The 13,436-nt window shown below is 66.7% G+C and carries 12 protein-coding genes; 4 read left to right on the plus strand and 8 right to left on the minus strand.

All coding sequences use genetic code 11. From position 1 onward, the window contains the following. Positions 1-167: 167 nt before the first annotated feature. Complete coding sequence (locus ACFVV0_RS14325; RefSeq protein WP_387064274.1) at positions 168-827, minus strand: TetR family transcriptional regulator; 660 nt, start codon at positions 825-827, stop codon at positions 168-170. Between the two features lie 201 nt (positions 828-1,028). Between ACFVV0_RS14325 and ACFVV0_RS14330 the strand changes: the two genes are divergently transcribed. Genes ACFVV0_RS14330 through ACFVV0_RS14345 form a run of 4 tightly spaced genes read left to right on the plus strand, consistent with a single transcriptional unit; the run spans position 1,029 to position 4,983 of the window. Beyond that, a complete protein-coding gene (locus tag ACFVV0_RS14330; RefSeq protein WP_387064276.1) occupies positions 1,029-2,096 on the plus strand; it encodes an App1 family protein in 1,068 nt (355 codons plus the stop codon). Positions 2,097-2,143: 47 nt separating this feature from the next. Then, the gene (locus tag ACFVV0_RS14335) at positions 2,144-3,259 is read left to right on the plus strand and encodes a winged helix DNA-binding domain-containing protein (protein ID WP_387064279.1); all 1,116 of its coding nucleotides are present in this window, start codon (positions 2,144-2,146) and stop codon (positions 3,257-3,259) included. A 15-nt stretch (positions 3,260-3,274) separates the two neighbouring features. Continuing rightward, entirely contained in the window at positions 3,275-4,321 is a 1,047-nt protein-coding gene (locus ACFVV0_RS14340; protein ID WP_387065186.1) for an aromatic acid exporter family protein, read from the plus strand. 17 nt (positions 4,322-4,338) lie between these two features. Continuing rightward, a complete protein-coding gene (locus ACFVV0_RS14345) occupies positions 4,339-4,983 on the plus strand; it encodes a TMEM175 family protein (protein WP_387064282.1) in 645 nt (214 codons plus the stop codon). Between the two features lie 52 nt (positions 4,984-5,035). Here the strand turns inward: ACFVV0_RS14345 and ACFVV0_RS14350 are convergent, their stop codons facing one another. The 7 genes from ACFVV0_RS14350 to ACFVV0_RS14380 all read right to left on the minus strand — a co-directional run bounded on the left by ACFVV0_RS14350 (position 5,036) and on the right by ACFVV0_RS14380 (position 13,400). Beyond that, positions 5,036-5,593, minus strand: coding sequence for a YceI family protein (locus tag ACFVV0_RS14350; protein ID WP_387064285.1), 558 nt, complete (start codon positions 5,591-5,593; stop codon positions 5,036-5,038). A gap of 113 nt (positions 5,594-5,706) precedes the next feature. After that, entirely contained in the window at positions 5,707-6,909 is a 1,203-nt protein-coding gene (locus ACFVV0_RS14355) for a glycoside hydrolase family 3 N-terminal domain-containing protein (RefSeq protein ID WP_387064288.1), read from the minus strand. A 40-nt stretch (positions 6,910-6,949) separates the two neighbouring features. Beyond that, complete coding sequence (locus ACFVV0_RS14360; RefSeq protein ID WP_387065189.1) at positions 6,950-7,918, minus strand: carbohydrate ABC transporter permease; 969 nt, start codon at positions 7,916-7,918, stop codon at positions 6,950-6,952. 38 nt (positions 7,919-7,956) lie between these two features. Then, the gene (locus ACFVV0_RS14365) at positions 7,957-8,925 is read right to left on the minus strand and encodes a carbohydrate ABC transporter permease (RefSeq protein ID WP_387064291.1); all 969 of its coding nucleotides are present in this window, start codon (positions 8,923-8,925) and stop codon (positions 7,957-7,959) included. A gap of 111 nt (positions 8,926-9,036) precedes the next feature. Next, positions 9,037-10,407, minus strand: coding sequence for an ABC transporter substrate-binding protein (locus ACFVV0_RS14370; protein ID WP_387064294.1), 1,371 nt, complete (start codon positions 10,405-10,407; stop codon positions 9,037-9,039). 73 nt (positions 10,408-10,480) lie between these two features. Then, entirely contained in the window at positions 10,481-12,196 is a 1,716-nt protein-coding gene (locus ACFVV0_RS14375; RefSeq protein ID WP_387064297.1) for an alpha-amylase family glycosyl hydrolase, read from the minus strand. Between the two features lie 193 nt (positions 12,197-12,389). After that, on the minus strand, positions 12,390-13,400 hold the full coding sequence (locus tag ACFVV0_RS14380) for a LacI family DNA-binding transcriptional regulator (RefSeq protein ID WP_387064300.1): 1,011 nt from the start codon (positions 13,398-13,400) through the stop codon (positions 12,390-12,392). Positions 13,401-13,436 lie beyond the last annotated feature (36 nt).

A 13,436-nucleotide genomic window follows, 5' to 3' on the forward strand; every position in this document is an offset into this window, starting at 1 on the left:
AAACACGGTTTTGCATGCTTGGCAAAGCATTGCGTCGATTTGTAACATCCACGGTTCGTCGAATCATTCCAGCGGCCTCCGACATTTCGGCCCGAGCGCGACACAGAACGGGTGCCCCACTGCGAAGTGGGACACCCGTTCCGACGATTCAGGCGATGCTCGCGCCGCTACTCGCTGTCGCCGTAGCGCTTGGCGAGGTACTCGCGGGCGACGACTCTGGCTTCGGCGATGAACCGCTCGTCACCATTCGGGTCGACGAGGAATGCACGGTTGATCAGTGAGTCCGAGATCTCGACCACGATCTCCAGCCGGAACTTGAGGTCGTCTCCCGCCGGCAGTCCGAATTCGTCTGAGAGGATCTCGGCGAAGCGGTGGGCGAAGAAGTCGTCATCGTCCTGCGGGCCATCGCCGGGCATCCCGGAACGCTCGGCATCGGTGAACCGGATGATGCGGAAACCGGGTTCGGAGCGGAACATCGCCACAAAAGCGTCGATCGCGCACTCCACGGCATTCCACCAGTGCTCCGGGTTCTGCGTGCGGATGGTTTCGACCACGGCAGCCCGATAGCGCTGCACGGCCCGGTCGCGGAGCGCCTGAAGCAGCACGATCCGGTCGGGGAAGTAGCGGTAGACCGTTCCGATCGAGGCGCCGGCTCGCTCGGCGACCATCGCCGTGGTGAGCCGGTCGAACCCGATCTCGTCGACCACTTCGGCCGCAGCATCGAGCAGCGCGTCGATCCGGGCGGCACTGCGCTCCTGGATCGGCTCGGTCCGCACCAGCGGAGCACTCGTCTGATTCTGGCTGGCCACAAGGTCATTGATGGGCACGAGGGCAACTCCTTCTTTCCTGCAGACAATACGTTGGTCCGGGTCCCCAGCCCCGCACCGGACGTACCGGTGCGTTATTCGGATCATAATCGTGGAAAGCTCAGTTCTGGCTCCGAAAACGGGCGACGCGCCGCTTTTCCCTCCCCCAACTCTGGGGGCTGCGCACAATGCGGTCGATGGTTCATGAGAAACTGAGCGCATATGCCCGGATCACCCGACACACGCGGAACCAGCGCCGAGCCGATCATGCACCGCGCTGCACGCATCGAGGATGCGTTCCACGAGTTCCGCGCGCGGCGTGCCCGCAAGCGCGGCTTCCTGGCGACCGTCGTCCCGTACACGGGCTACGGAGCACCCACGTGGGCGCGCATCCTGGGCCGGGTCGTGCTAGCGCGGGATCCCCGTCCAGGGAGCCGGGCCGAGCGGATGCACCGCAAACGCGAGGAGAGCATCCGCGGCTGGCGCTCGTTCATCAGCGTGCCGGTCTCCGACGTCGAGGTCACGGTCGAGATCGAGGGCAGCACCCACGCGGTCAGACCCGACCGCGGCGGCGTGATCGACACGGTGATCCCGGTGCAGCTCGCCCCAGGCTGGCACACGATCAAGATGTACACAGCCGAGTCCACCCGCGTGTTCGAGGCCCCCGTGTTCATCGTCGACCCCAAGGCCAGATTCGGGATCATCTCCGACGTCGACGACACGGTGATGGTCACCGCCCTCCCCCGCCCGTTCCTGGCCGCCTGGAACACCTTCGTACTCGACGAGCACGCACGCGTCCCGACGCCCGGAATGGCTGTCCTGCTCGAACGCCTCGCGGCCACGAATCCCGGGACGCCGGTGATCTACCTCTCCACGGGGGCGTGGAACGTCGCTCCTACGCTCACCCGGTTCCTCTCGCGCAACCTGTTCCCCGCCGGTCCTCTGCTCCTGACCGACTGGGGGCCGACCCACGACAGGCTCTTCCGAAGCGGTCGTGAGCACAAGCGCACGAACCTCCTGCGACTCGCCGACGAGTTCCCCGGTCTCAAGTGGCTGCTCGTGGGCGACGACGGCCAGCACGACGAGGCGCTCTATGCCGAGTTCGCCACCGCGCATCCCGAGAACGTCGCAGCCGTCGCGATCCGTCAGCTGTCCACCGGCGAGGCTGTTCTCGCGGGCGGGCGGTCCAAGGCCGACAAGCACTCGACGCTCAGCGGCTCCCCCTGGGTATATTCGCCCGACGGCGCGGGCCTGAGCACGCAGCTGACCGAACTCGGCCTCCTGCGCTGAGCGGGCCGCCGCCGGAGGGCGTCGGTGGCGTCCGCAATACTGGCTGAATGACAGCCGCCAGCGCCGCCGATCTGCTCCGGTTCCGTCTGCTCGCGCACGGATTGGCAGGCGAGCACGAGAGCACCCCGAAGGCGGTGGTCGACCGGATGCTCGCCGTTCAGGCCCAGGACTTCGGCGCCGCCTGCTGGGCGCTCGGCGTCCGCGCGCCCGGGATCGTGCAGGCCGACGTCATCGCCGCACTCGATGCGGGAGAGATCATCCGATCCTGGCCGATGCGCGGCACTCTGCACTTCGTGCCGCCGGCCGATCTGCGCTGGATGCTCTCGATCACGACCGAGCGGATGGTGAACGGCCTCACACTGCGGCATCGCCAGCTCGAGCTCGAGAGTCCCGATTTCGTGAAGGCGCAGGATGTGGTCACCGCGGCCATTCAGGGCGGCCGGGACATCAGCCGCGCCGACCTCATGGAGTTGTGGGAGGCGAACGGCATCGCGACCGCAGGTCAGCGGGGCTACCACCTCATCTACTTCCTGGCCCAGACCGGCGTGCTCTGCTGGGGTCCGTCGCACAAGACCCAGCAGTCGCTCGTGCTCCTCGACGAGTGGGTGCCGGAGTCGCGCGATCTCGGTCACGACGAGGCGCTCGCCGAATTCTTCGTGCGGTACGTCGCCGGTCACGGTCCCGCGACGATGAAGGACTTCGTCTGGTGGACCAAGGGCACCGTCGCGGGTGCGAAGACCGCGCTCGCCGTCGCCGGCGACCGGCTGACCTCCCTGACCGTCGACGGCATCGAGTACTGGATGCCGACGGAGCTCACCGGTCGGGCCTCAGAGAACGCGCCGACCGCCGCCGAGAAGAGTGCCGTGCACCTCCTCCCGGGCTTCGACGAATACCTGATCGGCTATCAGAACCGCGACGTGGTGCTCGATCCGGAGCACGCGGACATCATCGTTCCCGGCGGAAACGGCGTGTTCGCCCCGATCATCGTGTCGCGCGGCCGGGTGACGGGCACCTGGAAGCGGAAGACCACGTCGACCAGAGTCACCGTTGATCCCCGACCGTTCTCGCCCCTGACGAGCGCCGCGACGACGAAGGTCGCGCGCGGCGCGAGAGCATACGGGCGCTTCCTCGGTCTGACGGGCGAGGTGGGTCCACCCGGGTAGCCTGGGGTCGTGGCCCTGCGACTCCCGACGAACCTCAGGACGACGACCAGGCTGCCGATCCTGCAGGTCGTCAAGACTGCGATCGCCATGATCCTGTCGTGGGTGGTCGCCACGTTGCTGCTCCCCGCCGAGCTGCCGGTCTTCGCAACCATCGCCGCCCTGCTGGTGGTGGCTCCGAGCGTGAACCAGTCCGTCGGCAAGGCCATCGAGCGCAGTATCGGGGTGATCGTCGGCGTGCTGATCGCCTACGCGATCGGCCTCGCCTTCGGTGCCAACAGCTGGATCGTGCTTCTGGCGGTCGTCGTGTCGATCGTCCTCGCCTGGGCGCTCAGGCTCACCCCGGGCACAGCCAACCAGGTGCCGATCACCGCGATGCTGGTGCTCTCCCTCGGCGCCACGTCGCCCGACTACGCATTCGCGCGCATCATCGAGACCGTGATCGGCGCACTGATCGGCGTGCTCGTCAACATCCTCATCGTGCCGCCTGTGCTCATCGCCCCGGCGCACGCCTCCGTGCTGCGGCTCAGCAACGCGATCGCGGCGACCCTCCAGCGGCTGGCGGATGCGGTGAAGACCGAGCAGTCGCCGGCGCTGCTCAACGAGCTGCTCTTGGAAGCACGCCTTCTCCGGCCCATGGAGAAGAACACGGAAACGGCGCTGACCGAGGCCCACGACAGCCTCACTCTCAATCCCCGGCAGGCGAAGCACCGCCACATCCTCGACCACGACGACGAGCTCTTCGCGCGGCTGCGGCCGCTGATCACCCGCTCGATCGGCATGACCCGGGCATTCCATGATCACTACGACGACAGCCTCCCCGGTGAACGCTCGCTCGTCGCCATCTCGGACGAGCTGCGGCGCGCGGCGCACGATCTGCGGTTGCTGGCGCGCGACCCGGGAGAGACGGCATCCGAGCCGGACACGAAGACAGCAGGCGTCCCGATGCTGACGGCCCCGCTCACGATCGCCACACCAGATCCCCGGCACTGGGTCCTGCTGGGCTCGCTCCTCGAAGACCTGCGTCGCATCCACGAGGAGATCGCGGGGGGCGACGGCTCCTGAAGGTTTAGCATTCCGCTATGGCAGAGGTCGTGGATGCGGACAGGACGCCGGTTTCGACCCGGAGGCTCGAAGCCTTCACCGACGGCGTCTTCGCCATCGCGGCGACTCTGCTCGTGCTCGATCTCAATGTGAGCCAGCTCGGCGACGTCCACACCGATGCGGAGCTCTGGAACGCGCTCGCCGGCCAGTCGTTCAATCTCGTGAGCCTGGTCATCAGCTTCCTACTGCTGGCCACCCTCTGGCGGATTCACGTCTGGCAGTTCGAGTACGTCATCCGGGTCGACGCGCGCACCGTCCTCCTGAACACGCTCCGATTGCTCGGTGTCGTGCTGATCCCGTTCACGACGAGTCTCATCAGCAATTACAACGACCTGTTGCCCGGCCGCATCCTGCTGCCGATCAATTATCTGTTCGTCATCGCGGTGAGCACGGTGCAGTGGTTCCATCTGACCAACCCGAAGCGCGCCTTGGTCGAGGGGCTGTCGCCCGAGGCGATCCGTTCGACCAAGGCAGGGACGCTGGTGGCCCTTGCGCTGGCAGTACTCACCGTCGTGCTCTCCCCCTGGCTGGGTTCGCTGGCGTTCTTCGTGCAGCTTCTGAACCCGGTGTTCGATCGCATCCGGATGCCCCGCCCGACACCGCCGCGCAAACGCCACCATTAACGAGCTCAGGGACCCCGCTGGTGCGGGATCCCTGAGGGTATTGCGAGTGAGACTACGCCTGGTTGAGCACAGCCTGAAGCTCGAGGGTGATGGTGACCTCGTCGCCGAGCAGCATGCCGCCGGTCTCGAGGGCCGAGTTCCAGGTGAGGCCGAAGTCCTCGCGGTTGACCTTGGTCTTCGCGGTCGCGCCGGCCTTGTAGTTGCCGTACGGGTCCTGTCCGAAGCCACCGAAGTCGAACTCGAACGTGACGGGCTTGGTCACGCCCTTGATCGTGAGGTCGCCGTCGACGAGGAAGTCTCCGCCTTCGTGGCGGGCTCCGGTCGAGACGAACTCGATGTGCGGGTGCTCCTCAGCGAGGAAGAAGTCCCCTGTGCGCAGGTGCGCGTCGCGGTTCTTGTCCTTGGTGTTCACCGACGCGACCTCCGCCTTGGCGGTCACGGTCGATTCGAGCGGGTTCTCAGCGGTGACGAAGGTAGCGTCGAAGTTCTCGAAAACGCCCTTCACCTTGCTGATCATGAGGTGACGGATGCTGAAGCCGACCTCGCTGTGCGACGGGTCGATGGTCCAGGTGCCGGCCTTGTAGCCGGGGATCTCGATGGTGGTGGTCATGCGCTTGTTCTCCTCAAGAGTCGTGGTCGAGGCGATTCTCGTTCCCCTCGAGTACATGCAAGCGCATAGATATCGGATCTATTCCGATTCTCCGAAAAAAAGTTGACGCGTCACTATTCTGACCCGAGTGACCGGCGCAGCTCGAGCAGTTTCCGGGCATCCGTCTCGATCTGGGCGGCCGGGATGCGCCCCGCTTGCACTGCCGCGACCACCCCGTCGACGAGGGCGTTCGGGTCGAGGCCCGAGGCTGCAGGGTTCGCCGGCAGCACGAACAGCACCATCGTGTTGCCCGCCGCAAGGGCGCGCACGGTGTTCTCGACGGGATTCTGGTACTCGGGAAGCCCTGTGTCCTGCAGCATCCGCATGTCGTCGGTGATCGCGACGCCGTGGAACCCCAGCTGCTCGGACAGGATGCTATGCCACGCCGTCGAGAGCGACGCGGGTGCTCCGTCGACGGCGCTGTACACGAGGTGCCCGAACATCACGAACTCTGCCCCCGCGGCGATCCCGGCCGCGAACGGCGGAGCGTCCTGAGCCGTCCACCCCTGGATCGAGACCGGGGTCGTCGGCACAGTGAGGTGAGAGTCGGCATCGGTCTCCCCGTGCCCGGGAAAGTGCTTCAGGGTGGAGAACACCGTGCCGCGCTCCCCCGCGACCGAGGCCGAGACATGCGGAGCAGCCTCGCTGGGCGTCGTTCCGAGCACTCGGTCGAAGATGAACGAGCGAGGGTCCGCGGTCACATCCGCGACGGTGCCGAAGTTGACCGTGACTCCCGCGTTCTTCAACAGCGCCGCGCGTTGCGCGAACACCGACTGCGTCGTCTCCGCGGGCTGCGCCCTCAGCGCGGTCGCGCCCGGCAGGGTGTCCCACGGCAGGCGCGTCACGTCACCGCCTTCTTCGTCGATGGCGATCAGCGGAGGGAGGAGAGGATCGGAGGTCATCGCGGCGGTCTGAGCGGCAAGAGCCTCCGGGGTGGGCGGAATGTTGTCGCCCATCAGGATCATGCCTCCGGCGCCGTACTGGTCGATGAACGACCGGAGCGCCACCCCGTCCGTCCCCGGCTGGTGGAGCATGAAGAGGCTGGCGACCTGCTCCCTCAGGGTCATGGTCGCCACTCTCGCGCGGGCGAACGCCGTGACCGGGTCGACGGTCGGTGTCGGAGTCGGCGTGCGTGTCGGGCCGGCGGTGTGCGTGGGGCTCTGCAGGCTTCCGGATGTGCTCGCAGCGCATCCGGAAGCACCGAGCGCCAGCACCAGGGCCGACGCGACCAGCGCGACCGTCCGCGCCCGCGTCCGCGCTCTGGGAAGCCCGATCATCGCTCGATCCTAGCCTCCCGACCGGGACGTCCCGTGGTGGTCAGCCCTTGACCGCACCGCCCAGCCCGGCACTGCGCAGGAACAGCCCCTGGAACACGAGGAACAGCACGATCGGGATGAGCGTCGAGATCGCAAGCGCCGCCAGATAGACGTCGAGCTGGATCGCCTGCTGCAGGGTGGGGAGGCGCACGGAGAGCGGCTGGATGGCCGGGTCCCGCAGCACGAGCAGCGGCCACAGATAGTCCTTCCACGCCGCGATGATCGCGAAGACCGAGACGACTCCGAGGATCGGCTTCGACATGGGCAGCACGATGGACCAGAACAGCCGGAACGGACCGGCCCCGTCCGTGCGCGCCGCCTCGAAGATCTCCCGCGGGAGGTTGTCGAAGAAGCGCTTGATCAGCACGACGTTGAATGCGCTCGCGCCGGCGGGCAACCACACCGCCCAGAAGGTGTTGATCAGCGACTGACCGAGCAGCGGCGGGTTGAGGATGGTCAGGTACAGCGGCACGAGCAGCACGACCGACGGCACGAAGAGAGTGCCGAGGACCAGGCCGTAGATCACCTTGCCGTACTTCGGTCTGAGCACGCTCAGGGCGTAGCCGGCCGTCGTGGCGACGAGGATCTGCATCACCCATGAGCCGAGCGCGACCCAGATCGTGTTCATGAACTGGACGTCGATGTGGACCGTCGACCAGGCCGTCGAGAGGTTCGCCCAGTCGACGCCGTTCGGGAACAGCGCCATGGGCGTGCGCAGCGTGTCCTGGGTCGGCGTGATCGCCGACTTGGCGAGCCAGAGCAGGGGCCCGAGGCCGACCACGATGAGCGACACGAGCAGCACGACGTGCACGACGCGCGTACCCCACTTGATTCCCGGGCGCCGCAGATCGGACGGTGACAGGATGCCGCGATCGCCGGACTCCTCGGCGCGCCGGCCCTTGCGGCGACGCCGCTTACGACCCCCGGGTGACCCGGGAGCGATCCCGGAGTCCTCGAGTTCACCGGTCATCACGTTCATGACTTCGGGAGTGAGATCGGTCGAAGTCGTCAATTCTGGCTCCAAGACTTGGTGAGGCGGAAGTACACGAGCGAGAGCACGGCCAGGAACAGGGCGAGCAGCAGACTCAGCGCGGTGGCCGCGCCGTAGTCGCCGCCCAGGCTGTTCTGGAACGCGTACCGGTAGATCAGCAGCAGCACGGTGACCGTCGAGTTCACCGGGCCGCCGCCGGTGAAGAGGAACGGCTCAAGGAACACCTGCGCGGTGCCGATGATCTGAAGGATCAGTGTGATCAGCAGGATGCCGCGCAACTGCGGCATGGTCACGTGCCAGATCTTCTGCCAGATGTTGGCGCCATCCACCTCGGCGGCGTCGTAGAGCTCCGGTGCCACGCCGGTGATCGCGGCGAGATAGATGATGATCGTTCCGCCGGCGGCAGCCCACGTAGCCTCGACCACGAGCGACGGCATCGCCTGCGTCGCATCCTGGATCCACGGCTGCGGCGGGATGCCCACCCAGCCGAGGATCGTGTTGAAGACACCGGTGGGACTGGCGTCGTAGAAGAACTTCCAGAGCAGCACCGCCACGACGGGCGGCACGACCACGGGGAGGTACGCGAGTGCGCTGTACAGCCCCTTCGCCCGCTTGACCTCGCTCATCAGCACGGCAGCGATCAGTGGGATCGGATAGCCGAGGATCAATGCGAGGAGGGCGAACCAGCCCGTGTTACCCACCGCTGTCCAGAACAAGGGGTCATTCACGACCTGCACGAAGTTGTCCCAGCCGACGAAGGTGGGTGCGCTGACGAGGTTCGTGTGCTGGAAGCTCATCACCACACTGCGCACGATCGGCCACCACGAGAAGACCCCGAAGATGATCAGCATCGGCAGGAGGAAGACGAGGTTGCTCAGTCCCCCGCCGCGGAGCCAGGTCACAGGCGTGCGACGGGTCGCTTGCCTGCTTCCGGTCTTCGGAGGGACGTCGGCGTTGGCCGGTCTCGACCGGTCGATCGCTGTCATGGTGTGCGCTTTCTGTAGCTTCTGCGTGTCAGGTCGTCGGAGGCCGCCCGATGCGGCCGAAGGCTGGCGGGGCGCGTCACGCCCCGCCAGCCCGTGTTGCCGGGTGCCGGATTACTTGTCGGCGTCGACCAGCTTCTGAACGTCGGAGTCGACCTTCGTCAGCAGCGCGTCGATGTCGGCGTTCTGATCGGTGAGCACGGCCTGCACGACCGAGTCGAGCGCCGCATAGAGCTCCTGCGTGTGCTTGTTCGGCTCGGGCACGAGGTTCGTGTCGAAGATCTTGTCCGTGAACGGTGCGACGTTCTCGAGCGGGATGTTCACCTCGGGCTGGATCCACGACATCTGCTGGTCGTAGGTGGCCTTGTCGAAGACCGGCAGCGTCGGAACGCCGACCGGCTGGTTCGATGCGGCGAGCACCTTGGCGTCAGCCACGGCCTGCTTCTCGTCGAGGAGCTTCTGCATGTAGTAGAAGTCGATCCACTTGACAGCAGCCTCCTTCTCGGCCGCGCTCGACTTGGGGCTGACAGCGGCGACGTTACCGCCGACGAGCGCTCCTGCATCGTCCGAGTCCGCCAGCGGAAGCGTGGTCAGCCCGTAGTTCTTCGGGTCGACGTTGTTCTGCTGCACGAGCGAGGTCAGAACGTCCGAACCACTCGGGTACATCGCGACCTGCCCACCGCCGAACGCCTGGTTCATACCGCTCCAGTCGAGCAGGAAGTTGCTGCCTGCGGCGTTGTCCTCCCAGCGCACGTCGTGCAGGAACTGCAGCGCCTCCTTCGTCTGCGGGTTGTTGGTGGTGACCTTCGTCTTGCCGCCTTCGGACACCTCCATGCGGCCTCCGCGCGCGTAGGTCGTCGTGGTGAGGATCCAGCCGCCGGTGTTGCCCTGCGTCATCTGCATGTAGCCGGCGACGCCGGGGACCTTCTCCGAGATGATCTTGGCGTCCTCGCGGACCTCATCCCAGGTCGTCGGCGGCTTGTCCGGGTCGAGGCCGGCCTTGGTGAAGATCTCGCGGTTGTACGAGAGCCCCATCGCGTACGGCCCGTACGGGATGCCGTAGATCTTGTCGCCGGATTTGGCGACGGCGAGAACGTTCTCGTTGAACTTGTCCGCGTACGAGAGCTTGTTGACCTCTGCGGTGATGTCGGCCAGCTGTCCGGCCTGCAGCAGGGACTGCGAGTCGGTGAACGGCACATTGAAGACATCGGGCAGAGTTCCACCGGCGAGCTGGGTCGAGAACGTCGGCCCCGTCCACTGGTACTCCTCGGACTTGACGACGATGTTCGGGTTCGCCTTCTCGAACTCCTTGACGCGGTCGTCGAACGCTTTGAATGCTGCCTTGTCGCTGCCTGGGATCAGGCTCGCGACGGTGATGTGGACTTTGCCGTCGTCGCCGCTGCCGGAACTGGAGCATCCGGCGAGCAGGCCGACACCGGCGATCGTCAGAGCTGCGATCGCGGCGACGGATCTTGGTGACCTCATTGTCGGTTCCTTTCGATGATGGTGTGGTGCGGGTGGTGCGGTGTCGCGGCTGGGGTGCCGCACGCTCCGGCGGCTAGTGCTGTGTTCTGAGCCACGCCGTGGAGTCCGGGGGCAGCAGCCCGCTGACCAGCGGGCTACTGCTGAGCAGGATGGCGACATGCTCGGGCAGAGCGATCGCCTCCTGCGAGAGATTGGTGACGCTCAGGAATCGGTCGCCCCGCGCGAAGGACAGCGTCCCCTCAGGGCTCTCGTGCCAGGTCAGTGCGCCGTCGCCCAGGTCGGACTCTGCGCGGCGGATGCGCAGAGCCTGCCGGTAGAGCCACAGCATCGAGTTCGCATCGCTCTGCTCGGCCTCGACCGTGAGGTGCGACCACGATTCCGGTTGCGGGAGCCAGGGCTCCGCCGCCCCGTTCGCGGGGCTGAACCCGAATGGCGGATGAACGCCGCGCCAGGGCAGGGGAACCCGGCAGCCGTCGCGTCCGGGATCGACGCCTCCCGAGCGGAAGTGCATCGGGTCCTCGAGCCGGTCGGCGGGAAGGTCCTCGACTTCGGGCAGGCCGAGCTCGTCGCCCTGATAGATGTACAGCGATCCGGGAAGCGCCGCCGTCAACAGCGCTGCCGCGCGTGCCCTGCGCTGTCCGGCTGCGAGGTCCGTCGGGGTTCCGGCGCGCTTCTTGAGAAAGGCGAAGGAGGAGTCTTCGCGGCCGTAGCGGGTCACCGGCCGGGTCACGTCGTGGTTCGAGAGCACCCAGGTGCTGGGTGCACCGACGGGCGCATGCGCCTCGAGTGTCGCGTCGATCGACTCGCGCAACTCCGCAGCGTTCCACGGCCGGGCCAGGAAGTCGAAATTGAAGGCCGTGTGGAGTTCGTCGGGACGCAGGTACATCGCGAAGCGGTCGATCTCGGGCAGCCAGATCTCTCCGACGAGCACGCGTGTCCCCGGGTAGGAATCCGCGATGCTCCGCCAGCCGCGGTAGATCTCGTGCAATTCGTCGCGGTCCTGGTTGGGGTGCTCTCCGGGTCCTGGGTGCTCCGGTACTTCGGGCAGCGCGTCGTCCTTCACGAGCAGCGCCGCGGAATCGATCCGCACGCCCGCGACCCCTCGATCGAACCAGAACTTCAGGATCGCCTCGTGTTCGGCGCGTACCTCCGGGTGGTTCCAGTTCAGATCGGGCTGCTGCGGGGTGAACAGGTGCAGATACCACTCGCCGGGGGTGCCGTCGGCAGCGGTCGTGCGGGTCCAGGTCTCACCGGAGAAGTTCGACACCCAGTCGGTCGGCATCCGGTCGCCGTTCTCGCCGCGGCCGGGACGGAACCAGAACCGTTCGCGTTGCGGCGATCCCGGCTCGGCCGCCAGTGCCGCCTGGAACCAGGGGTGCTGGTCGGAGATGTGGTTGGGGACGACATCGATGATGGTGCGGATGCCGAGCGCCAGCGCTTCCTGGATGAGCGCCTCGGCCTCGGCCAGGTCGCCGAAGGCCGGATTGATCTTGCGGTAGTCGGCGACGTCGTAGCCGCCGTCGGCGAGTGGGGACTCGTACCAGGGCGTGAACCAGATCGCGTCGACGCCGAGTTCGCGTAGGTAGCCGAGGTGCTGACGCACACCCGCCAGGTCGCCGATCCCGTCACCGTTTCCGTCGGCGAAGCTGCGGATGTAGATCTGGTAGATCACCGCGCTGCGCCACCAGAGCGGGTCGCTCTGCGATGGCGCGAGGTGCGGGGCCGCCGGCGCTGAGGCTGCGGCGGGCGCAGTGGTAGTCGGCTGAGCGGCGAGCACGGGGAGGTCCACTCGGAGTCCTTACGCATCGGGCGACCCCCGCGGGTTGGCCCGGGGCAGTCGACGGTTCGGTCGTCGGCGTGCGACAGCACCGAACCTCCGGCGCCGTCGTCGTCAGGCCAAAAGTAGCGTTAAGGACAGATCAACGCAAGAACTCAACAATGAGTAATTCATTTGCGTACAGTTGCGCTGAATTGCATAACAATTACGACACGGGCGCCGGTCCGGTCGAGCCGCGGACGACCAACTCGGGCTCGAAGAAGAGCTCGTCCGAGATCGCCGAATCACTCGAGATCTGCCGCAGCAGCAGCTCGATGATCGTGCGCCCCATCGGCTCGATCGGCTGGCGCACGGTGGTGAGCGGAGGTTCCGTACAGTTCATCAGAGCCGAGTCGTCGTACCCGACGACCGACACATCCTGGGGCACGGACAGGCCGGCGCGGCGCACCGCCCGGATGGCTCCGAGCGCCATCGGATCGCTCGCGCAGACGATCGCTGTCACCCCGACATTCAACAGCCGCGTTGCCGCAGCCTGGCCCGCCTCGAGCGAATAGAGGGAGTGGACGATCAGATCGTCGTCGAGCGGGATGCCCCAGGTCTCGAAGATGCGCCGGGCTGCAGCCAGCTTGCGCTGAGACGGAACGTGGTCGCGCGGCCCGAGCAGGAGCCCGATCCGCTCGTGCCCGAGGGATCGCAGGTGATTGAGCGCCTGCGAGGTGGCGACTGTGTCATCGCAGGACACCGTGGCGAAATTCAGTTCCGACACCGGCGCGTTGACGAGCACGGTCGGCAGATTGAGGTCGGTCAGGCGGCCGTAGTGCTCGTGCGACGCATCCTGCTGCGCGTACGCACCACCGACGAAGACCACGCCCGAGACCTGCTGCTGCAGCAGGAGCTCGACATAGTCGGACTCGGAGATGCCGCCCGCGGTCTGCGTGCAGAGCACCGGGGTGTAGCCGTTCTGGGCGAGGGCGCCGCCGATCACCTCCGCGAAGGCCGGAAAGATCGGGTTCTGCAGCTCGGGCAGAACAAGGCCGACCAGCCGGGCACGCTCGCCCCGGAGCTTGCTCGGCCTCTCGTATCCGAGGACGTCCAGGGCGGTCAGCACCGCCTGTCGCGTCGCCTCCGAGACGCCGGGCTTCTCGTTGAGCACCCGGCTGACGGTGGCTTCGCTGACTCCGACCTTGCGGGCGACCTCTGCAAGACGTTTCGACATGGGGCCCAGCATACGCAATTCCTTGCAAGAGTACGC

It is taken from the genome of Leifsonia sp. NPDC058230 (assembly GCF_042882245.1).
In the GTDB taxonomy this organism is placed as follows: Bacteria; Actinomycetota; Actinomycetes; order Actinomycetales; family Microbacteriaceae; genus Leifsonia.

Coding starts and splice junctions, on each gene's coding strand:
- ACFVV0_RS14330 (WP_387064276.1), top strand. CDS start 1,029: ATGCCCGGATCACCCGACACACGCGGAACCAGCGCCGAGCCGATCATG.
- ACFVV0_RS14335 (WP_387064279.1), top strand. CDS start 2,144: ATGACAGCCGCCAGCGCCGCCGATCTGCTCCGGTTCCGTCTGCTCGCG.
- ACFVV0_RS14345 (WP_387064282.1), top strand. CDS start 4,339: ATGGCAGAGGTCGTGGATGCGGACAGGACGCCGGTTTCGACCCGGAGG.
- ACFVV0_RS14350 (WP_387064285.1), bottom strand. CDS start 5,593: ATGACCACCACCATCGAGATCCCCGGCTACAAGGCCGGCACCTGGACC.
- ACFVV0_RS14355 (WP_387064288.1), bottom strand. CDS start 6,909: ATGATCGGGCTTCCCAGAGCGCGGACGCGGGCGCGGACGGTCGCGCTG.
- ACFVV0_RS14360 (WP_387065189.1), bottom strand. CDS start 7,918: ATGACCGGTGAACTCGAGGACTCCGGGATCGCTCCCGGGTCACCCGGG.
- ACFVV0_RS14365 (WP_387064291.1), bottom strand. CDS start 8,925: ATGACAGCGATCGACCGGTCGAGACCGGCCAACGCCGACGTCCCTCCG.
- ACFVV0_RS14370 (WP_387064294.1), bottom strand. CDS start 10,407: ATGAGGTCACCAAGATCCGTCGCCGCGATCGCAGCTCTGACGATCGCC.
- ACFVV0_RS14380 (WP_387064300.1), bottom strand. CDS start 13,400: ATGTCGAAACGTCTTGCAGAGGTCGCCCGCAAGGTCGGAGTCAGCGAA.